The organism is Marinovum sp. (assembly GCF_034669705.1).
Lineage (GTDB): Bacteria > Pseudomonadota > Alphaproteobacteria > Rhodobacterales > Rhodobacteraceae > Marinovum.
Genome location: NZ_JAXMOR010000007.1, coordinates 88957 through 108753, shown reverse-complemented (window position 1 = coordinate 108753; position 19797 = coordinate 88957). Strand labels below are relative to the sequence as shown.

At 64.7% G+C, this 19797-nt stretch carries 13 protein-coding genes; 5 read left to right on the top strand and 8 right to left on the bottom strand.

The window, feature by feature from the left end; translation table 11 throughout:
* Positions 1-5: 5 nt before the first annotated feature.
* On the bottom strand, positions 6-1343 hold the full coding sequence (locus VOI27_RS07235) for a hypothetical protein (RefSeq protein WP_323764645.1): 1338 nt from the start codon (positions 1341-1343) through the stop codon (positions 6-8).
* Between the two features lie 273 nt (positions 1344-1616).
* Between VOI27_RS07235 and ilvD the strand changes: the two genes are divergently transcribed.
* Positions 1617-3452: a dihydroxy-acid dehydratase gene (ilvD, locus tag VOI27_RS07230; protein WP_323764644.1), complete on the top strand. Its 1836-nt coding sequence runs from the start codon at positions 1617-1619 to the stop codon at positions 3450-3452.
* A gap of 761 nt (positions 3453-4213) precedes the next feature.
* On the opposite strand, the gene tsf is transcribed toward ilvD, so the two are convergent.
* From tsf to VOI27_RS07195, 7 genes are all read right to left on the bottom strand, one after another.
* Positions 4214-5089: a translation elongation factor Ts gene (gene tsf, locus VOI27_RS07225; RefSeq protein WP_323764643.1), complete on the bottom strand. Its 876-nt coding sequence runs from the start codon at positions 5087-5089 to the stop codon at positions 4214-4216.
* A gap of 110 nt (positions 5090-5199) precedes the next feature.
* Complete coding sequence (gene rpsB, locus VOI27_RS07220; RefSeq protein ID WP_323764642.1) at positions 5200-6063, bottom strand: 30S ribosomal protein S2; 864 nt, start codon at positions 6061-6063, stop codon at positions 5200-5202.
* Between the two features lie 574 nt (positions 6064-6637).
* Entirely contained in the window at positions 6638-7726 is a 1089-nt protein-coding gene (locus tag VOI27_RS07215) for a sn-glycerol-3-phosphate ABC transporter ATP-binding protein UgpC (protein WP_323764641.1), read from the bottom strand.
* A 21-nt stretch (positions 7727-7747) separates the two neighbouring features.
* Positions 7748-9403 (bottom strand): alpha-glucosidase, encoded by a 1656-nt coding sequence (locus VOI27_RS07210; RefSeq protein ID WP_416374652.1) that lies wholly within the window; start codon positions 9401-9403, stop codon positions 7748-7750.
* Positions 9403-10542, bottom strand: coding sequence for a carbohydrate ABC transporter permease (locus VOI27_RS07205; protein ID WP_323764639.1), 1140 nt, complete (start codon positions 10540-10542; stop codon positions 9403-9405). Before VOI27_RS07205 ends, VOI27_RS07210 begins: the two co-directional genes overlap by 1 nt.
* A gap of 19 nt (positions 10543-10561) precedes the next feature.
* Positions 10562-11560, bottom strand: coding sequence for a sugar ABC transporter permease (locus tag VOI27_RS07200; RefSeq protein WP_323764638.1), 999 nt, complete (start codon positions 11558-11560; stop codon positions 10562-10564).
* A gap of 81 nt (positions 11561-11641) precedes the next feature.
* On the bottom strand, positions 11642-12997 hold the full coding sequence (locus VOI27_RS07195) for an ABC transporter substrate-binding protein (protein ID WP_323764637.1): 1356 nt from the start codon (positions 12995-12997) through the stop codon (positions 11642-11644).
* Positions 12998-13275: 278 nt separating this feature from the next.
* Here VOI27_RS07195 and VOI27_RS07190 point away from each other — a divergent pair, with 278 nt between their 5' ends.
* From VOI27_RS07190 to VOI27_RS07175, 4 genes are all read left to right on the top strand, one after another.
* Positions 13276-14304, top strand: coding sequence for a LacI family DNA-binding transcriptional regulator (locus tag VOI27_RS07190; protein ID WP_323764636.1), 1029 nt, complete (start codon positions 13276-13278; stop codon positions 14302-14304).
* Between the two features lie 64 nt (positions 14305-14368).
* A complete protein-coding gene (locus VOI27_RS07185) occupies positions 14369-15343 on the top strand; it encodes a glucokinase (RefSeq protein ID WP_323764635.1) in 975 nt (324 codons plus the stop codon).
* A gap of 86 nt (positions 15344-15429) precedes the next feature.
* Positions 15430-16377 (top strand): NAD(P)-dependent oxidoreductase, encoded by a 948-nt coding sequence (locus VOI27_RS07180; protein ID WP_323764634.1) that lies wholly within the window; start codon positions 15430-15432, stop codon positions 16375-16377.
* Positions 16378-16763: 386 nt separating this feature from the next.
* Positions 16764-19622 carry a molybdopterin oxidoreductase family protein gene (locus tag VOI27_RS07175; RefSeq protein WP_323764633.1) on the top strand — a complete coding sequence of 953 codons (2859 nt, stop codon included), beginning with the start codon at positions 16764-16766 and terminating at the stop codon, positions 19620-19622.
* Positions 19623-19797: the final 175 nt, after the last annotated feature.

The following is a 19797-nucleotide window of genomic DNA, read 5'->3' as shown; positions in this document are numbered from 1 at the left end:
GGCCTTCAGAAGTCGAGGAACTTCGCGCTGGCAAAGCCGGTCTCGCCAGCGGGACCGGTGATCTTCCACCACATCCAGTTCGTATCGACGCAATTGGCCAGCGCCGCCCGGTCAAACACCCGGTCGGCATTGGCCGCACGGCAGAGCGCGGCGCATTCGGCATGGTCCGGATGATCCGTGTCCGCCGCCGGGCTCTTGCCAATTTCGAAGGTTTCCCCCAAAGGCAGTTCGCCCAGCTTCTCAGAGTCTACCGTAGGTTCGGCGCGCAAGGATGTGTAATTATTCACATTTATCACTTCAGCAGTGCCGCTTTCCGATCGGCAGGGCGTGGGCCGGGTCAGCACCGCTTCGCTGGCATCCTCGGGCAGGGCGCGGCCGTCGGCCAGCGCCTCGAGGCTGGTCCCGGCGGGAAACATCGCCGCCGCCGGGATTGGTGCCCAGAGGTACATCAGGTCCGGATCGCCGCAATCGTCGGGGCCGACGCTGGTGTAAGTCTCGCCATCGATGCCGCAAATCAGCGGCAGCGGCGTGCCATCACCGGCGGCGGCCACCGTGGCGGCGCATTCATGCAGGTCGTCGCTTGCGAACTGCAGCTCGTAGCGGTCTCGCACGGTGCCGCCGGCGATCCAGCTCGAGACCGAGAGCTCGTAGTCAGCCCCGTTGCGCCCGAAGCTCACCTGACTTTCAGCAAGACGTGAAGGCCAGGCAGTAAGACTCTGACACGCATGGAAAAAGCCGCGATCCGAGAGGGCCGGCGCGTCAAAGCCCGTGAGCGCGATATCCCAGCGCCCGGCCTTGTTGACGGTGTCGACCTCGAGCTGCGCACCGCCTCGCACCGCTTCTATCAGGTCGGCATCGACATAGGGGCGCGGTGTGTCAGGCCGGGGCTGTGCCGCAAGCGCATAGAAGCCCAGCAGATCGTCAGCGGTGGTCTCTGAGCCCAGGTCAGGTGCGGCGAACCCAAGGGTGCCGCCGACATGCAGCCGGCGGTGAGTCAGTCCCGGCGCCGTGCCTTGTGCGGCGGTTCCGAACAGAAAGACGAAGCCGCAGCTGCCGCTGCAAGTGGCACCTTCGTCCACCACAGTTCCGATCCGGTTCTCAAGAAGATGCGCCGCGATCTTCATGCTTTCGGCGAAGTCGCCGCCGGGGCTGTCGAGGCAGAACGTCTTCCAGCGGCCATCATCGTCGGCGGTCCAGTCTGCCGGAGGTTCAAGCGCCAGCGAAGCCAATGCCTCGGCATCGCCGGCGACGATCTCGCCACGCAGGGTGGCTTGACAGAGGCCGGCCGTTCCGGGCGCGTTCTCGAGCGCATGGGCGCTGTGTGGCAAGATCGTCAGCGACAAGACGGCGGTACAACAAGTTGAGAGGTATCGGGTCACGGGAAGCACTCCCAGGTGGGTCCTTGGTGGCAAGCGTACCGTGAGAGGATGGATCTGATCAAGGACGCGTCAAGGCGCGGTCAGGGGGCGCGCGAGGACGTGATCTGCATCTTATAATCAGTATTATGTAAATAAAAGCACTGCGGAACACCATGAAACACGGGGATTTGCCCGCGCCGCCCTTGCCTTTGCCCTGCGAATATTGTTCCTGTCGGGCAAACGTAAAGGAACGCCGACATGCCACATTACCGATCCAGAACCTCGACCCATGGACGCAATATGGCCGGCGCGCGCGGGCTCTGGCGCGCGACCGGGATGACTGACGAGGATTTCGGCAAGCCGATCATTGCCATCGTCAACTCCTTCACCCAGTTCGTGCCGGGTCACGTCCATCTCAAGGATCTGGGCCAGATGGTCGCCCGTGAGGTCGAGGCCGCCGGCGGCGTGGCCAAGGAGTTCAACACCATCGCCGTCGATGACGGCATCGCCATGGGTCATGACGGCATGCTCTACAGCCTGCCGTCGCGCGAAGTGATCGCCGACAGCGTCGAGTACATGGTCAACGCCCATTGCGCCGATGCCATGGTCTGCATCTCGAACTGCGACAAGATCACCCCCGGCATGCTGATGGCCGCGATGCGGCTCAACATCCCGGCGATCTTCGTCTCCGGTGGTCCGATGGAGGCCGGCAAGATCGATATCGCCGATCTCGACATGAAGAAGATCGACCTGGTCGACGCGATGGTCGCCGCCGCCTCGGACACGATGACCGACGAACAGGTGCAGCACATCGAGGAAAACGCCTGCCCGACCTGTGGTTCATGCTCCGGCATGTTCACCGCCAACTCGATGAACTGTCTGGCCGAGGCGCTTGGCCTGGCGCTTCCGGGCAATGGCTCGACACTTGCGACGCATGCCGATCGCAAAAACCTCTTCCTGCAGGCCGGCCGGCAGATCGTGGAGATCACCAAGCGGCACTACCAGCTTGAAGAAAAAGGCTTCCTGCCGCGCGACATCGCCACCTTCGAGGCCTTCGAGAACGCCATGAGCCTCGACATCGCCATGGGCGGCTCGACCAACACGGTGCTGCACCTGCTGGCCATTGCCTATGAAGGCGGTATCGATTTCACAATGCAGGACATCGACCGGCTGAGCCGCAAGGTGCCGTGTCTGTGCAAGGTCGCGCCCAATATCGAGAACGTCCACATGGAGGATGTGCACCGCGCCGGCGGCATCTTCTCGATCCTGGGCGAGCTTTATCGCGCCGATCTGCTGCATGGCGACACCCATACCGTGCACAGCGCCACCATGGCCGAGGCCATCGGCCATTGGGACATCAAGGTCGCCAACAACCCCGAGGCCGAACAGCTGTTCAAGGCCGCGCCCGGCGGCGTGCGTACCACCCAGGCCTTCAGCCAGTCGAACCGCTTCAAGGAGCTCGACACCGACCGCCAGGGCGGCGTGATCCGTTCGCAGGAACATGCGTTTAGCCAGGACGGCGGGCTTGCGGTGCTGTTCGGCAATATCGCCGAGGAAGGCTGCATCGTGAAGACCGCGGGCGTCGATGCCTCGATCCTGCAGTTCACCGGCAGCGCCTACGTCTGCGAGAGCCAAGACCAGGCGGTAAGCGACATCCTGACCGGCAAGGTCAAGGCCGGCGACGTTGTGGTGATCCGCTACGAGGGTCCGCGTGGTGGCCCGGGCATGCAGGAGATGCTCTATCCGACGAGCTACCTGAAATCCAAAGGTCTCGGCAAGGACTGCGCGCTGCTGACCGATGGCCGCTTCTCCGGCGGCACCTCCGGTCTCTCGATCGGCCATGTCTCGCCAGAGGCGGCCGAGGGAGGCACGATTGGCCTTGTCGAACATGGCGACAAGATCGAGATCGACATCCCGAACCGCTCGATCCACCTGGCGGTCGACGATGCCGAACTGGCCGCGCGGCGCGAGAAGCGCGAAGCGCTGGGCTGGAAACCGGACGCGCCGCGCAAGCGCAAGGTCTCGACCGCGCTCAAGGCCTATGCGGCGCTGACCACATCCGCCGCCCGCGGCGCGGTGCGCGTGGTCGACTGACACGCTGGCGGGCAGGGTCCAAGGCCCCTGCCCGGCTGCTGGCGGCTCTTCTGATGGCACTGGCTGCGCCAATCATCTGGTCCCTGCCTTGCTTGCCCTGGCGGAGGCCTCGGCGAGACGCGCCCTGCCCCGTGAACTCTGGCCCGCCAAGGGTCATGGGATTCGGTCCCGTCACCTATTCAAGCCATTGAGATAAATGCGAACGGGTGCGCTGCACCCGAACTGCGAAGCCTGGCCTTGCACCCGGGCGGCGCGTCACCGGAAGTGCTGCGCGATTGAGCATGTCGGTGCTGCCGTTGGTCTGGCGTGCCCGATCCGGCGGTCCCATTAACTGCTTTACGCTTTTTTGACGCTTCAAAGCGATTTGATTGCATCGGATCCGGGGGAGTTTGGAAAACCCCACTTCATTACTTAGGGGAAATGAGGCACTCTAACGGCGTTCCGTGAGTGGTGGCAATTCAGCCAGGGAACGTCAGGAGAGTGCCCCTTGTGATTTCAAGGTTCCGCTGTTCTGCCCGGATTTTCCGGACGGTCGGTTCGGGGTGAATTTCCACCTCGGGCCGGCCACTCGGGCCGCTTTGTCTCATCCCCATAAGATCGGGGCGGTCTGTCAAAGAGCGGAGCTGGCGGTCGCAGTCAGCTCCGCATTTTTTTTGCCCGTAGGTCAGCCTCCCCCAAGACGCAAAAAAGGCCCCGCCAGTCGCGGGGCCTCTGAAAATCGGTGCCACGGGTCGGGCACCGGGAAGATCAGCCTTGGGGGATCAGCCCTGAGCGGCCTTGGCCACTTCAGCGGCGAAATCTTCTTCTTTCTTCTCGATGCCTTCGCCCACTTCCAGACGGACATAGCCGGTGATTTCGACACCTGCGTCCTTGGCGGCTTCGGCAACGGTCTTGTCGGGGTCGACAACGAAGGCCTGGCCCAGCAGGGTGACTTCGCTCATGAATTTCTTCATGCGGCCGACGATCATCTTTTCGATGACGGCGTCGGGCTTGCCGGATTCGCGGGCGATATCGATCTGAACCGACTTCTCTTTTTCCACCACGGCCGGGTCGAGATCGGCCTCGGAGAGCGAGGTCGGGTTGGCGGCGGCGATGTGCATCGCGACCTGCTTGCCGAAGTCGTCATTCTCGGCCGAAAGCGCGACGAGGACGCCGATCTTGCCCATGCCGGGCGCGGCGGCGTTGTGCACGTAGGACACCACGGAGGTGCCTTCGAGACGCTCCATGCGGCGCAGCGACATGTTCTCGCCGATGGTGGCGATCTTGTCGGTGATGGTGTCGGCAACGGTCTTGCCGCCGAGATCGGCCGCGGCCAGCTCGTCAAGGCTCGAGGCGCTGAGGGCGGCCTTGGCGATATCGGAGACCATGCCCTGGAATTCGGCGTTCTTGCCGACGAAATCGGTTTCCGAGTTCACCTCGATGGCGACGCCTTTGCCGGCTTCGACGTTGACGGCCACGAGGCCTTCGGCGGCGGTGCGGCCGGATTTCTTGGCGGCCTTGGCCAGACCCTTGGTGCGCAGCCAGTCGATCGCCGCTTCGATGTCACCATCGGTCTCGGTCAGCGCCTTCTTGGCGTCCATCATGCCTGCGCCGGTCATTTCGCGCAGTTCTTTCACCTGCTTGGCAGAAATCGCCATCATGGCTCTCCTTGAAAGATGTGGGGCCCGGGGTCAGCCCGGAATATTGGGAACCGGGGGCAGCCCGTGCCGCCCCCTCCTGTCTCAAAAGCGTGACGCTGGCGTGACGCTCAGCTGTCGGCTTTCTCGGTCTTGGCTTCCGGCTGGTCGAGATCGTAGGGCGCGTCCTTGGCGATCGCGTCGTCCTTGACGGTCTCGGTCGAGGCGTCGCCGACCACGGTCTCGGTCACGGCTTCCTCTTCCGGAGCTTCTTCCATCGCGCCGATGTCAACACCTGCCGCACCCAGCTGGGCCGACATGCCGTCAAGCGCCGCACGAGAGGCCAGGTCGCAATAGAGCGAGATGGCACGGGCCGCGTCGTCGTTGCCGGGGATGATGTAGTCGACGCCGTCGGGCGAGCAGTTGGTGTCGACGATGGCCACGACCGGGATGCCCAGCTTGTTGGCCTCGGCCACGGCCAGCGCTTCTTTCTTGACGTCGATGACGAACAGCAGGTCAGGCACGCCGCCCATTTCGCGGATACCACCGAGCGAGGCGTTCAGCTTCTGCTGGTCACGCTCCATGCCGAGGCGCTCTTTCTTGGTGAGGCCTTCGAAACCGCCTTCCATCTGCTCGTCGATGTTCTTCAGACGGCTGATCGATTGCGACACGGTTTTCCAGTTGGTGAGCGTGCCGCCCAGCCAGCGGTGGTTCATGTAGTATTGCGCGCACCGCTCGGCGGCATCGGCCACCGGCTGAGCGGCCTGACGCTTGGTGCCGACGAAGAGCACGCGGCCGCCCTTGGCGACGGTGTCACGGATGACCTGCAGCGCCTGGTCCAGCATCGGGACGGTCTGGGTGAGGTCCATGATGTGGATGCCGTTGCGCGCGCCATAGATGAACTCGCCCATGCGGGGGTTCCAGCGTTGCGTCTGGTGGCCAAAGTGAACGCCAGCTTCGAGCAGCTGACGCATGGTGAACTCGGGAAGAGCCATGCTTCTTTTCCTTTCCGGTTTACGCCTCGGTACGGGGTGAGAAGCGGGTGCTTCAACCGGTGGACGCCCGGGGATGTCTCCCCCGAAGGCCCGCCCATACCTGCGGATTAGTGGCGCGCGTATAGACCGGTTGTGCATGGGGCGCAAGGGGCAGTTTGACGCCATGAGCCCGACACCGGTGAATTGTTCACGCGCCGCCTTAGCGCCCGAGACTAACCGAAGAAGAGTGTCCCTGCGCCAGTCGGCAGGTATCGATCTGTCGATGAGCCGGGCCAGCGGCTGCCCGCGGGATGCCGCTCTGACGGTCGTGCATGGCAGTTTGTGCCGACCAAGTCCGTATGACCTTCATTCGTCGCGCTTGGTGTCAAAGCGGCAGCCCGTCAAGCCAGAGGCGTGCCATGTTTTGTCGGCGCATCTCTGGTGCGACGGGGCGGGCAGCCGTTTGCCTCGTAAACGCCGAGAGACCGACGGCCATTGCCCTTGATCCGTACCCATTGCCAATCTCAACCGAATGTCACGGCGTCGACGGAGAGGCGCCGGATCAGGTCCGGCGCGCGGGTGCCCTGTCGCGGCGTCAGCGATAGAGCAGCGACACCCCGTTGGCAAAAAGATGCACCTTGGCCGGATCCGCCGTCAGCCGCACCGCCTGGCCGCGCACGTCGGTGTGGATGCCCTGCAGCTTGCCGATCACCGGGTCGGCCTCGCCCTGCGTTTCGAAATAGAGCAGCGTCACCTCTCCCAGCGCCTCGATGATGTCCACCCTGCCCTCGAAGATCGCCTCGCCCTCGGTCTCGACGAAATCCTCGGGCCTGACGCCCACGTTGACCATCATGCCCATGTCCTGCTCACGGGTCGGATAGTTGGACACCGCCACCCCGCCATCGGCCATCTGCACCTTGGTCTGCGCCCCGGTGCCCACCACCTGCCCCGGCAGCAGGTTCATCGCCGGCGAGCCGATGAACTGCGCCACGAATTCGCCGTTGGGCCGCTCGTAGAGCTCGAGCGGGCTGCCCACCTGGGCGATGCCCTTGTTGGCCAGCACCACGATCCGGGTCGCCAGCGTCATCGCCTCGACCTGGTCATGTGTGACATAGACCATGGTCGAGTTCGGCATCTGCTCCTTGAGCCTCGCAATCTCGATCCGCGTCGCCACCCGCAGCGCCGCGTCGAGGTTCGAGAGCGGTTCGTCGAACAGGTAGACCTTGGGGTCGCGCACGATCGAGCGGCCGATCGCCACCCGCTGGCGTTGCCCGCCAGACAGCGCCTTGGGCAGCCGGTCGAGGTAGTCGCCCAGCTGCAGCAGCCGCGCCGCCTTGTCGACCGCGGCATCGATCTCGGCCTGCGGCTTCTTGGCGATCTTGAGCGCAAAGGACATGTTCTCGCGCACCGTCATATGCGGATAGAGCGCATAGGACTGGAACACCATGGCAATGCCGCGCTGGCTTGGCGGCACGTCATTGACCACCTGGCCGTCGATCTCCAGCGTGCCGGAGGTGATCTTCTCGAGCCCGGCAATCATCCGCAGAAGCGTGGACTTGCCGCAGCCCGAGGGGCCGACAAAGACCACCAGCTCACCGGTCTGGATATCGAGGTTGATGTCCCTGAGCACGTTGACGGCGCCGCCGTAGGTCTTTTCCACATCGGTCAACTTGAGATTGGCCATCGGTCTGTCCCTCCCCGGGCGTTACGTCTTTTGTGCCAGCGCGGGCTGCCAAGGCCCCAGGTGCAGCCGGCCATCCGCCTGCGGCGCGGCCGATCCCAGCTCGGCGCCGATCTGCTGCCATTCGCCCGACGGCATGTCGATCACCGCCGGCCGGTCGCTCAGATTGAAGGCGCAGAACAGGGTCTCACCCTCGAAGCTGCGGGTGAAGCTCAGCACATCGCCCTCGGCCCGCAGGTCGTCATGCGCGCCCTTGACCAGCGCCCTGTGGGCGTGGCGGAACGACAGCGCCTTGCGGTAATGGTGCAAAAGCGCCTCTGGCGTGTCCTCCTGGGTGGCGACCGAAAGATGCAGATGTGCGCGGCTCACCGGCAGCCAGGGCGTGGCCTCGGTAAAGCCACCGTTCTGGTTCGAGGGGTTCCAGACCATCGGCGTGCGACAGCCGTCGCGGCCCTTGAATTCCGGCCAGAACTCGATGCCGTAGGGGTCCTGCAGGTCCTCGAAACCGACCTCGGCCTCGGGCAGCCCCAGTTCCTCGCCCTGATACAGGCAGACCGAGCCGCGCAGGCAATGGATCAGCGTCGTATAAGCCTTGGCGGCCTGAGGGCTCAGGTCCCAGCGGCTGACATGGCGCGGCACGTCGTGGTTGGAAAACGCCCAGCAGGGCCAGCCATCCGGCGCCGCCGTATCGACGGCGGTGAGCACATCGACAACGCGCTGCGCGGTCAGATCCTTGCCCGACAGGAAGTCGAAGGCATAACACATATGCGCCTTGTCGCCACCAGAGGTGTACTCTCCCATGATCTCGAGGCCGCGCTGCGCGTCGCCCACTTCGCCCACCGCGGTGGTGCCGGGGTATTCATCGAGCAATGCGCGAAAACGTTTCAGGAAATCAATATTTTCCGGCTGGTTCTTCGAGTGAATATGGAGCTGGTAGTTGTAGGGGTTCACTGACGGCGCGATCGAGGCATTGCGAAGTTCAGCCGGTAGCGGAGGATTGTCGCGCAACTCCTTGTCATGAATGTAGAAGTTGATCGTGTCTAGGCGGAAACCATCGACGCCACGGTCGAGCCAGAAGCGCACGCTGTCAAGCAGGGCCTCCTGCACCGCCGGGCAATGGAAGTTCAGATCCGGCTGCGTCGTCAGGAAGTTGTGGAGGTAGTATTGCTCGCGGCGCGTGTCCCATTGCCAACCCGAGCCGCCAAAGATCGACAGCCAGTTGTTCGGCGGCGTGCCGTCCTCTTTCGGATCGGCCCAGACGTACCAGTCGGCCTTGGGGTTGTCGCCGCTCTGACGGCTCTCCTGAAACCACGGGTGCTGGTCAGAGCTGTGCGAGAGCACCTGGTCGATCATCACCTTGAGGCCCAGCTGATGCGCCGTCTCGATCAGCGTGTCGAAATCGGCCAGCGTACCGAACATCGGGTCGACGTCGCAGTAATCGCTGACATCATAGCCGAAATCCTTCATCGGCGAGGTGAAGAACGGCGAAATCCAGATCGCATCGACGCCAAGCGAGGCGATATATGGCAGGCGCTGGGTGATCCCGTTGAGATCGCCGATGCCGTCGCCGTTGCTGTCCTGGTAGGAGCGCGGATAGATCTGGTAGATCACCCCGCCACGCCACCAGTCCTGGTCGTCCTGACGGGAAGGTTTCATTGCGATATCCGTATGTTGGTTCATCATTTTACCGATCCGGCCAAAAGGCCGCGTACGAGGAATTTCTGCATCGAGAAGAAGACGATCAGCGGCACCACGATCGAGACGAAGGCCGAGGTCGCGAGGATCTCCCATTGTCCGCCCCGAGACCCCATGAGGTTGACCAGACGCCCGGTCAGCACCAGCGTCTCGTCATCGGTGCCGAGGAAGACCAGCGCCACCAGCAGGTCGTTCCAGGTCCAGAGGAACTGGAAGATGGCGAAGGAGGCCAGCGCCGGAAAGCTCAGCGGCAGGATGATCTTGGTGAAGATCTGGAACTCGGAGGCGCCGTCGACGCGGGCATTCTCGATGATGTCGCGTGGCAGGCCGACCATGTAGTTCCTGAGCAGGTAGATCGCCAGCGGCAGGCCAAAGCCGGTGTGGGCCAGCCAGACCCCGAGATAGCCCTTGCCGATGCCGATCTGGTTGTGCAGCTGCAACAGCGGGATCAGCGCCAGTTGCAAGGGCACCACCAACAAGCCCACCACCGCCGCGATCAGCAGGGCGCGGCCAGGAAAATCCATCCATGCCAAGGCATAAGCGGCGAAAGCTGCAACGAGGATCGGGATCACCGTGGCCGGGATCGCCACTGTCAGCGTGTTGATGAAGCTGCGCCCGATCCCTGCCCCGGCGGTGTCCGAGGTCAGCACGTTGACATAGTTGCCGAGGGTGAATTCCGGCGGCGAGGAGGCGGTGGTGAAGAGCCGCGGCAGGCGCTGGCCCTCCCAGCTCTCGGGTCCGCTGAGGCGGAAGCTGCCGGTCTCGCTCAGGGTCACCGCGGCGCCGTCGTCCAGATCGACGATCGCGCCGGGCTCATAGGCCTCGGGTTCGCGCGACGAGGTGCCCCAGGCGGTGACGGTGGCATCGCTGCCGGCAAAGAGCTCGCCCTCGATGACATAGAGATCGGCGTCGCGGACCTCCTCGCCCGAGATGCGGACCGCCGGCAATTGCCGCTCCTGGGTGGTCAGCGAGGCCCACCAGCCCGACGAGGAGATCTGGTCCGAGGTGCGGAACGAGCTGACAAACAGCCCCAGCGTCGGGAACACCCAAGCCAGCACCAAGACCAGCACCGAGAGATGCACCGCCCAGGTGAGGGTCGACTTGCGTCCTGCGATATTGTCCATCAGTCAGCCCCTTTCGGCCTCAGCGCATTTCCTTGCGCGCATTGCGCACGTTCCAGACCAGGATCGGCGTCACCAGCAGCATGATCACCATCGCCGAGGCCGAGCCGACACCCCAGTCGAAGGCGCGGAACAGCTTGTCGTACATGTAGTTGGCCAGCACCTGCGTCTCCCACTGGCCGTTGGTCATGGCGAGCACGATGTCAAAGACCTTGAGCACCACGAGGGTGATCGTGGTCCAGACCACCACGATGGTCGGCATGATCTGCGGCACCTTGATCTTGAAGAAGATCTGCCAGGGCGAGGCACCGTCGATGATCGCCGCCTCGATGGTTTCCTCGGGGATGCCGCGCAGTGCCGCCGAGAGGATCACCATGGCAAAGCCGGTCTGGATCCAGACCAGCACGATCATCAGCATGAAGTTGTTCCACGGGATGATCGTCAGCCATTGCTGCGGCTCGCCACCCATCGAGACCCAGAGCGCGTTGAGCACGCCGATCTGGTCGGTGCCTTCGGGACGGGTGTCATAGATCAGCTTCCAGATCACCGAAGCGCCGACGAAGGAAATGGCCATCGGCATGAAGATCAGCGACTTGGCGAAATTGCCCCAGGAGATCCGGTCGGTGAGCTGTGCGGCCAAGAGGCCAAAGCCCGTCGACATCGCCGGCACCACCACCAGCCAGAACATGTTGTTGCGCATCGCCTCCCAGAACTTGTCCTCCGACATCATCTGCCGGTAGTTGGCCAGCCCGACAAAGGCACCGCCCTGGTCGCGGTCGGTCAGCGACAGCCAGAGCGTGGCAAAGACCGGGTAGGCAAGATAGAGGCCTAGCGCAAAGAGCGCGGGAAAGAGAAACAGCCAGGGCCGGATCTGGTTGGCGCGGTTGATATTGCGCCCGGCGTTGGGGCCGCGCGGCGGATACAGCACCGTGTCGAGCAGCAGGTTGGAGAAGTAGAAGTAGCCGATACAGCCGCCGACGCCCACGACGATGGTGATCAGTCCCATGATGGCTGGATGCATGTCTGCTGTCCTCTCAAAGTGACGTCGCGGCTCGAAAGGGCGAGGGCCCGGCCGGGTGTGGCCGGACCCCCGAAGGGGCGCCTACTTCAGCGAATCCCAGCTGTCCTGGATGGACTTGGCCACATCCTCGGCCGCGGTGCCGCCAGCGTAATCCACCATGCCGGTCCAGAACGACCCGGCGCCGACGCCCGTGGGCATCAGGTCCGAGGCGTCAAACCGGAAGGTGGTGGCGTCGAGCAGGATCTCGCCCTGTTTCTTGAGCACGTCATTGGCATAGAGCTCGGTATTGGCCCCAGTAAAGGGTGTCAGGAAGCCCGACTGGGCCATCCAGAGCTCATGCGCGATCGGCGTCTTCAGGAACTCGACAAAGGCGCGCGCGCCGGGGCTGTCCTTGGTGATGAAGGCCAGCGTACCGGCGCCCAGCACCGGCTTGCCCAGATCCTTGCTCTCATAGGCCGGGAAGTAGAAGAAATCGGCATCCACGCCCAGCTCGGTGCCTTCGGGGAAGAAGGTCGGGATGAACGAGGCCTGACGGTGCATGTAGCACTGCGGCGGCGAGGCGAACATGCCGTCCGGACTGTCGCGGAAGTCGGTCGAGGCCACCGCTCCTGCCCCGCCGGCCACCTTGGCATCATCGCGGGCAAAATAGCCGAATTCTTCGATCGCGCCGATCACCGCCGGATCGTTGAACGGGATCTCGTTCGACACCCATTTGTCATAGGTCTCGGGCGATTGCGTGCGCAGCATCAGGTCCTCGACCCAGTCGGTCGCCGGCCAGCCGGTCGCGCCGCCCGACCCCAGGCCAATGCACCAGGGGGTGTCGCCGTCGGCCACGATCTGCTCGGTCAGCGCCTTGAGGTCCTCCATGGTCTCGGGCACCTCATAGCCCGCGTCCTCGAAGTTGTCGGGCGAGTACCAGACCAGCGATTTCAGGTCGATCTTGTAAGGGAAGGCATAGAGCCGGTCCTCGCCGTCGGGACCGGTGAAGGTGCCGAGGCTCACCCAGCTTTCGCCGGCGGCGTAGTTCTCTTTCAGCCAGGCGGCAGTCTCGTCGCCCAGCGGTTCGACAAAGCCCTTGGAGACCAGATCCTGGATCAGACCGGGCTGCGGCAGCACCGCGACATTGGGCGGCGAGCCGGCCTCGGTGTCGATCACGATCTGCTGCTCGTAGCTTTCCGACGAGGCATAGTTCACCTCGGCCCCGGTGGCGTCCTCGAAATAGCCAAAGATGCTCTCGACCAGCCCCTGGTCGTCGCCGCGCCACGGGCCGAAGATGCTGATCGTCTCGCCGTCCAGATTGTGCTCTGAGGCAAAGCTCTCGAGGCTGTCCCAGTTGAAATCGCCCTCGCCCTTGGCAAAGGGCATATGGGCCTCGGCATGTGCCATCGAGGCCGTGATGGCCATGGCGGCGACACCCGCATAAAGCGAAGTTTTCATTTTTATCCTCCCTGTGCGTTACACGCACCTTCCATCGAACACCCGAGCGCGTAATTTTGCAAGACTCTCCTCCAGCCCTCCAGTCCGCATCCCTCAAAGCGCTTTGGCAAAGGAACCATGCGCTGCGGCCGGATGAAAGTCAACCGGAGATTATTCTACGAAACCAGTGATTTCGCCGCGGTGCAGAAAGTCGATGATGTGTAAATGCCAGTTTGCCTTGGCTTGTCGGACATGTAAAACAAAACCGCCCGGTGCCACCTGAAAGGCCAGAGACCGACATGAACCTCAAGCAGCTCTCCGAACAACTGGGGCTTTCGCAGACGACGGTCAGCCGGGCGCTGAACGGCTATCCGGAGGTCAGCGAAAAGACCCGCGAGCGGGTGCGCCAGGCGGCCCTGGCCTTCAACTACAAGCCCAACACCCGCGCCCGGTCGCTGGCCACCGGGCGGGCGATGGCGATCGGCCATGTCATCCCGGTCTCGACCCAGCAGGAGATGGTCAACCCGATCTTCGGCGATTTCGTCACCGGCGCCGGCGAGATCTATTCGCAGCACGGCTATGACATGATGCTGTCGCTGGTGCCCGACCGTGACGAGGAAAGCTTCTACCGCGACCTCAAGATCAAGGGCAATGTCGACGGCATCGTGGTGCACAGCCCGAGCATGGACGACCCGCGCATCGCCCTGCTCAACGAGCTGGGTCTGCCTTACGTCGTGCATGGCCGCGCCAGTTCGGTCACCCTGCCCTATTCCTGGGTCGATGTCGCCAATGCCTCGGCCTTCGAGGAGATGACCGGCCATCTGGCGGGGCTGGGCCACCGGCGCATCGCGCTGATCAACGGCATCGAGACGCTGGATTTCGCCCACCGCAGGCGGCGCGGGTTCCTGCATGCGCTGCGCGACGCCGGCCTCGAGGCCGATGATGATCTGATGGTCTCGTCCGACATGACCGAAAGCTTCGGCTTCAACGAGACCCGGCGGATGCTGGCGCTGCCCAATCCGCCCACCGCCTTTGCCGTGGCTTCGCTGATCACCGCGCTCGGCGTGCGGCGGGCAATCGAACAGGCCGGGCTGACCGTCGGCCGCGATGTCTCGGTCGCCACCTTCGACGACGACCTGTCCTACCTGCGCAACGGCACCGAGGATGCGCCGGTGTTCTCCGGCGTGCGGTCTTCGGTGCGCGAGGCCGGTCGACGGGTGGGCGCCATCCTGCTGTCGCGGATCTCGAACCCCACAGCGCTGCCGGCCTCCGAGATGATCCCCTTCCGGCTGGTCACCGGCACCACCAGCGGCCCCGCGCCGAGCTGAGACCGCACCCATTCGCCCATATCAATGCACGACGCGCCATCAGAGTGCGCCCAGAAGGACCAAGATGACCCAGACCCGAGACCTTACCCTGGTTGCCGACATCGGCGGGACAAATACCCGTGTGGCCCTCGCCTGCGGCACCGAGCTTCAGGCCGACAGCATCCGGCGCTACCGCAATGCCGAGGCCGGCTCGCTCAGCGAGGTGTTCAAGAGCTATCTGGCCGAAACCGGTGCCCGCCCGGTCGCCGCCTGTGTCGCCGGGGCCGGCCCGGTGATGGACGGCGTGCTGCGGATGACAAACCTGTCCTGGGTGATCGACGCGGCCTGCGTGCGAGAGGCCTCCGGCGTGACCCGGGTGGCGGTGCTCAACGACCTGCAGGCCCAGGGCCATGCGCTCAGCCATCTCGGGACCGACGACCTGCGTCCGCTGCTCAACCAGGGTCAGGGCGCCGGCAGCACGCGTCTGGTGATCGGGCTCGGCACCGGAATGAACATCGCCATGGTGTTCGAGGATCGCGGCATGACCTTGGTGCCGCCGTCAGAGGCTGGCCACATGAGCCTCGCCCTGCGCCAGCCCGACGAACTGGGGCTGGTGGCGTTCCTCGCCGACGAAGGCGGCTTTCCCTCGGTCGAGGAGGCGCTGTCTGGCCGCGGCCTGCAGGCGCTCTATCGCTGGCGCCGCGCCGAGGCGGGGCTCCCCGGCGGCAAGCCGCCGGCCGAGATCATGGCCGGCGTCGCCGATGGCAGTGATCCGCAAGCGGTGGAGGCGGCCGAGTATTACGTCCGCTTCACCGGCCGCGTCGCCGGCGATCTGGCGCTGGCCCAGCTGCCGTTCGCCGGGATCTACTTCATCGGCGGCGTCAGTCGCTCGCTGGCACCCTATTTCGACGACATGGGCTTTGCCACCGCCTTTCGCAACAAGGGGCGGTTCTCGGAGTTCATGGACCAGTTCCCGGTCTGGCTGATCGAGAACGACGAGGCCGCGCTATTGGGCTGCGCCTCGCATATGGCCGAGATCATGGCGCAAGCGCCGGCGTGAAATCGTCCCGCCGCGGCGCGAATTCGTTTGACCGCCGCGCTCCGTCTCTTCGAGATGGGGCGACGCGATAGAAGGAGGGCGGCGCAATGAAGATCGGGTTCGTGGGTCTGGGCAATGTCGGCAGCAAGCTGGCCGGCAGCCTGTTGCGCAATGGCCATGACCTCGCGGTGCATGACCTCGACGGCACGCTTGTGGCCGGGTTCACCGCCCGGGGCGCGCGCGATGGCGGCTCGCCGGCAGAGGTGATGCGCAGCTCTGACACGGTGATCACCTGCCTGCCCTCGCCCTTGGCCTCGGCGGCGGTGGTGCAGCAGATGCTGCCGGAGGTCGCGGCCGGCAAGGTCTGGATGGAGATGTCGACCACCGATGCGGCCGAGGTCACGCGGCTGGGCGGCGAGGTCATCGCCCGCGGCGGCGCGGCGGTGGATTGCCCGGTCTCGGGTGGCTGTCACCGCGCCGACACCGGCAATATCTCGATCTTCGCGGGCTGCGACCGGGCCACCTTCGAGCGCGTTTTGCCGCTGCTCACCACGATGGGCCGGCGGGTGCTGCACACCGGCGATCTCGGCTCGGCCTCGGTGCTGAAGGTGGTGACCAACTACCTCGCCACCGCCAACCTGCTGTCCTGCGCTGAGGCGCTGGTGACCTGCAAGGCCGCCGGCATGGACCTCGCCACCGCCTACGAGGCGATCGCCATCAGCTCGGGCACCAGTTTCGTGCATGAGACCGAGAGCCAGGTGATCCTCAACGGCTCGCGCGACATTTCCTTCACCCTGGACCTGGTGAAGAAGGACATCGGGTTGTTTCAGGAGGTGGCGGAGCGCGCCGGGGTGCCGCTGGAGATCAACCCGCTGATGATGCGGATCATCGACGACGGCATCGCCCGGTTCGGCGCGCGCGAGCTCTCGCCCAACATCATCCGGCGGCTGGAGGAGGCCACCGGTCAGGAGGTGCGCGCGCCGGGGTTTCCGGCGCAGATGCGCGACGACGAGCCGGAGGAGCCGGGCTACGAGATGGTGCCGCGCGGGCGGTAATGCAGGGCAATCCGCCTGCGCCGCAGTCCCTGCGCGCGCCGGACCTGATCCGGCGCCTCCCGGCTGTCGCTGCCCATGAGGTCCCGAGTCACGCCCGGGACGGTGTCGCCAAGCGTGGAACAAGGCCGAAGGCCGCCGGTCTCTCGGCGTTTGCAGGGCCAGCGGCTGCTGCAGGCGCATCGATCTCAGGTTCTACGGGTCTGGCTGGCATAAAGGGACATGTAGCCACCGGCAAAGCGGCACCCCGCGGGCGGCCGCTGGTCCGGCGCATTGCTGGTGTCAGGGAAAATCGCCCATTTCTCCGCAGCAACCAAGGAAATATTTCCTAACCCCAGCCTTTTATGCCAACGTCCTTCTTGACCCGAAGCGACCTCAGGACCAAGCGCATGACAGGCAGCCCGAAGATCGAGACCAGCGCCCCGGTCGGCGACGAGATGAAGCAGACCACCTGCTACATGTGCGCCTGCCGCTGCGGCATCAACGTGCATCTCAAGACCGGCGCCGACGGCAAGCAGGTGGTCCGCTACATCGAGGGCAACCGCAACCACCCGGTCAACAAGGGCGTGCTCTGCGGCAAGGGCTCGGCCGGGATCATGCAGCACTACTCCCCGGCTAGGCTGCGCGCGCCGATGAAACGCACGGGCCCCCGCGGTTCGGGCCAGTTCGAGGAGATCTCCTGGGACGAGGCGCTGGAGATCGCCACCGGCTGGCTGGGCAAGGTGCGCAAGACCGACCCCAGGAAACTCGCCTTCTTCACCGGTCGCGACCAGAGCCAGAGCCTCACCGGCTTCTGGGCAATGAAATATGGCACGCCGAATTTCGCCGCCCACGGCGGCTTTTGCTCGGTCAACATGGCGGCCGGCGGGCTCTATACTTTTGGCGGGGCGTTCTGGGAGTTCGGCGATCCGGACTGGGACCTGACCAAGTATTTCATGCTCTTCGGCGTCGCCGAGGATCATGCCAGCAACCCGATCAAGATCGGCATCGGCAAGCTCAAGTCCCGCGGTGCCAAGGTGGTGTCGGTCAACCCGGTGCGCACCGGCTACAACGCCGTCGCAGATGAGTGGGTCGGCATCCGCCCCGGCACCGACGGGCTGTTTGTCGGCGCGCTGATCCATGAGCTGTTCCGCAGCCAGCAGATCGACCTCGACTACTTGGTGCGCTACACCAATGCGCCCTGGCTGGTGATCCACGACCCCGGCGCGGCCGACGATGGGCTTTTTGCCCGCGACGGTGACGGCAACCCGCTGGTCTGGGACGCGGCCGCGGGCGATTTCGGCAACGGCAAGGCTGCCGACATCCAGCCGGCGCTGACCGGCTCGCGAGAGCTGCCCGAGGGCCGCAAGGCGCGGCCGGTCTTCGAGTTGATGGCCGAGCGTTATCTGGGCGAGGACTACGCCCCCGAGGCGGTGGCTGAGCGCACTGGCATCCCCGCCGAGCAGATCCGCAAGATCGCCGCCGAGCTGGCGCACGTCGCCTTCAAGGAAGAGATCGTGCTCGACCGTCCCTGGACCGACTGGGCCGGGCGCAAGCATGACAAGATGATCGGCCGTCCGGTCTCGATGCACGCCATGCGCGGCATCTCGGCCCATTCCAACGGCTTCCAGACCTGCCGGATGATCCATATCCTGCAGATCCTGCTGGGCTCGATCGATACCCCGGGCGGTTTCCGCTACAAGCCGCCCTACCCCAAGCAGACCCCGCCCAACCTGCTGCCGCATGGCGCCGCCGGTGACATCGCGCCGGAAATGCCGCTCGGTGGCCCGCATCTGGGCTTTCCGCACGGGCCGGAGCATCTGCTGCTCGACGGCGACGGCCAGCCCAACCGCCTCGACAAGGGGTTCAGCTGGGACGCACCGATCTCGGCCCACGGGCTGATGCACATGGTGATCAACAACGCCGCCAAGAAAGACCCCTACGGCATCGACGTGCTCTTCATGTACATGGCCAACATGGCGTGGAACTCCTCGATGAACGTGCCCGGCACGCTGGATGCGCTGACCGCCAAGGACGACAACGGCGAGTATGTGATCCCCAAGATCATCTATTCCGACGCCTATTACTCGGAGACCGTGCCTTTCGCCGACCTGATCCTGCCCGACACCACCTATCTCGAACGCTACGACTGCATCTCGCTGCTCGACCGGCCGATTTCCGAGCCGGAGCTGGTGGCCGACGGCATCCGCCACCCGGTGGTGCAGCCCGACCGCGACGTGCGCGGCTTTCAGGAGGTGCTGATCGATCTCGGCGCGCGGCTGAAACTGCCCGGGTTCGTCAAGGAGGACGGCAGCGCGATGTACAGCGGCTATGCCGATTACATCACCAATCACGAACGCAAACCGGGCATCGGCCCGCTCGCCGGCTGGCGTGGCGAGGATGGTGACAAATCCTGCGTCGGCGCGCCCAACCCCGACCAGATCGACCGCTACATCGAGAACGGCGCCTTCTTTGGGCTGCATCTGGATCCGAGCCATGCCTATTACCGCTTTGCCAACCGCGGCTACCTCGACTGGGGCATCGAGAAGGGCATCCGCCTGTCGCCGGAGCCGACGATCATGCAGCTCTATTCCGAGCCGATGCAGAAGTTCCGTCTGGCCGCGCTGGGCCACGGCGCGCGCCAGCCGCCGGACCGCGCGCGCGAGCGGATCCGCACCCATTTCGACCCGCTGCCGTTCTGGTATCCGCCCTTCGAGGAGCAGATGACGACGGGCTACCCGCTGCATGCGATCACCCAGCGGCCGATGCACATGTACCATTCCTGGGGCTCGCAGAACGCCTGGCTGCGCCAGATCACCGCACAGAACCGGCTCTACGTGCATACTTCGGTCGGTGCCGAACATGGGCTGATCGATGACGACTGGGTCTGGCTCTCGTCGCATCTCGGCCGGGTGAAATGCCAGATCCGGCTGATGGACGGGGTCAACCCGCACACGGTCTGGACCTGGAACGCCATCGGCAAGCGGCGCGGCGCCTGGGGGCTGTCGCATGACGCGCCGGAGGTGAAGGAGGGCTTCCTGCTCAACCACCTGATTTCGGAACTGCTGCCCAAGGGCGGTGGCGGTTATCGCTATTCCAACTCCGATCCGCTGACCGGACAGGCGGCCTGGTTCGACCTGCGGGTGAAGATCGAGAAAGCCGAGAGCGCCGGAACGGAGCCACTGTTCGAGCCCTTGGGCGAGGATGTCTGGCCGGACCGTCCACAAACGCTGGCCTTTGGCCGGCAATGGAAGGAGCCGGCGGAATGAGCGTGTCACAACTCCGGCCACAAAGGCGCGCTCGCGCCATGCCCGACCTCGGGGGCGTCTCTCAACCAGATGCGACGGTCCGAGTGCAGAACGCCATCCGCAGCGCACGACGGAGAAATGCCCTCCCGGGGGAGAGGTGTCGCCAGTGGTCGCTCGGACCAGTGGTGCACCCATT

What these genes read in the sequence shown, in the direction of transcription:
- ilvD (WP_323764644.1), top strand. Translation starts at nt 1,617, where the DNA reads ATGCCACATTACCGATCCAGAACCTCGACCCATGGACGCAATATGGCC.
- tsf (WP_323764643.1), bottom strand. Translation starts at nt 5,089, where the DNA reads ATGGCGATTTCTGCCAAGCAGGTGAAAGAACTGCGCGAAATGACCGGC.
- rpsB (WP_323764642.1), bottom strand. Translation starts at nt 6,063, where the DNA reads ATGGCTCTTCCCGAGTTCACCATGCGTCAGCTGCTCGAAGCTGGCGTT.
- VOI27_RS07215 (WP_323764641.1), bottom strand. Translation starts at nt 7,726, where the DNA reads ATGGCCAATCTCAAGTTGACCGATGTGGAAAAGACCTACGGCGGCGCC.
- VOI27_RS07210 (WP_416374652.1), bottom strand. Translation starts at nt 9,403, where the DNA reads ATGAACCAACATACGGATATCGCAATGAAACCTTCCCGTCAGGACGAC.
- VOI27_RS07205 (WP_323764639.1), bottom strand. Translation starts at nt 10,542, where the DNA reads ATGGACAATATCGCAGGACGCAAGTCGACCCTCACCTGGGCGGTGCAT.
- VOI27_RS07200 (WP_323764638.1), bottom strand. Translation starts at nt 11,560, where the DNA reads ATGCATCCAGCCATCATGGGACTGATCACCATCGTCGTGGGCGTCGGC.
- VOI27_RS07195 (WP_323764637.1), bottom strand. Translation starts at nt 12,997, where the DNA reads ATGAAAACTTCGCTTTATGCGGGTGTCGCCGCCATGGCCATCACGGCC.
- VOI27_RS07190 (WP_323764636.1), top strand. Translation starts at nt 13,276, where the DNA reads ATGAACCTCAAGCAGCTCTCCGAACAACTGGGGCTTTCGCAGACGACG.
- VOI27_RS07185 (WP_323764635.1), top strand. Translation starts at nt 14,369, where the DNA reads ATGACCCAGACCCGAGACCTTACCCTGGTTGCCGACATCGGCGGGACA.
- VOI27_RS07180 (WP_323764634.1), top strand. Translation starts at nt 15,430, where the DNA reads ATGAAGATCGGGTTCGTGGGTCTGGGCAATGTCGGCAGCAAGCTGGCC.
- VOI27_RS07175 (WP_323764633.1), top strand. Translation starts at nt 16,764, where the DNA reads ATGACAGGCAGCCCGAAGATCGAGACCAGCGCCCCGGTCGGCGACGAG.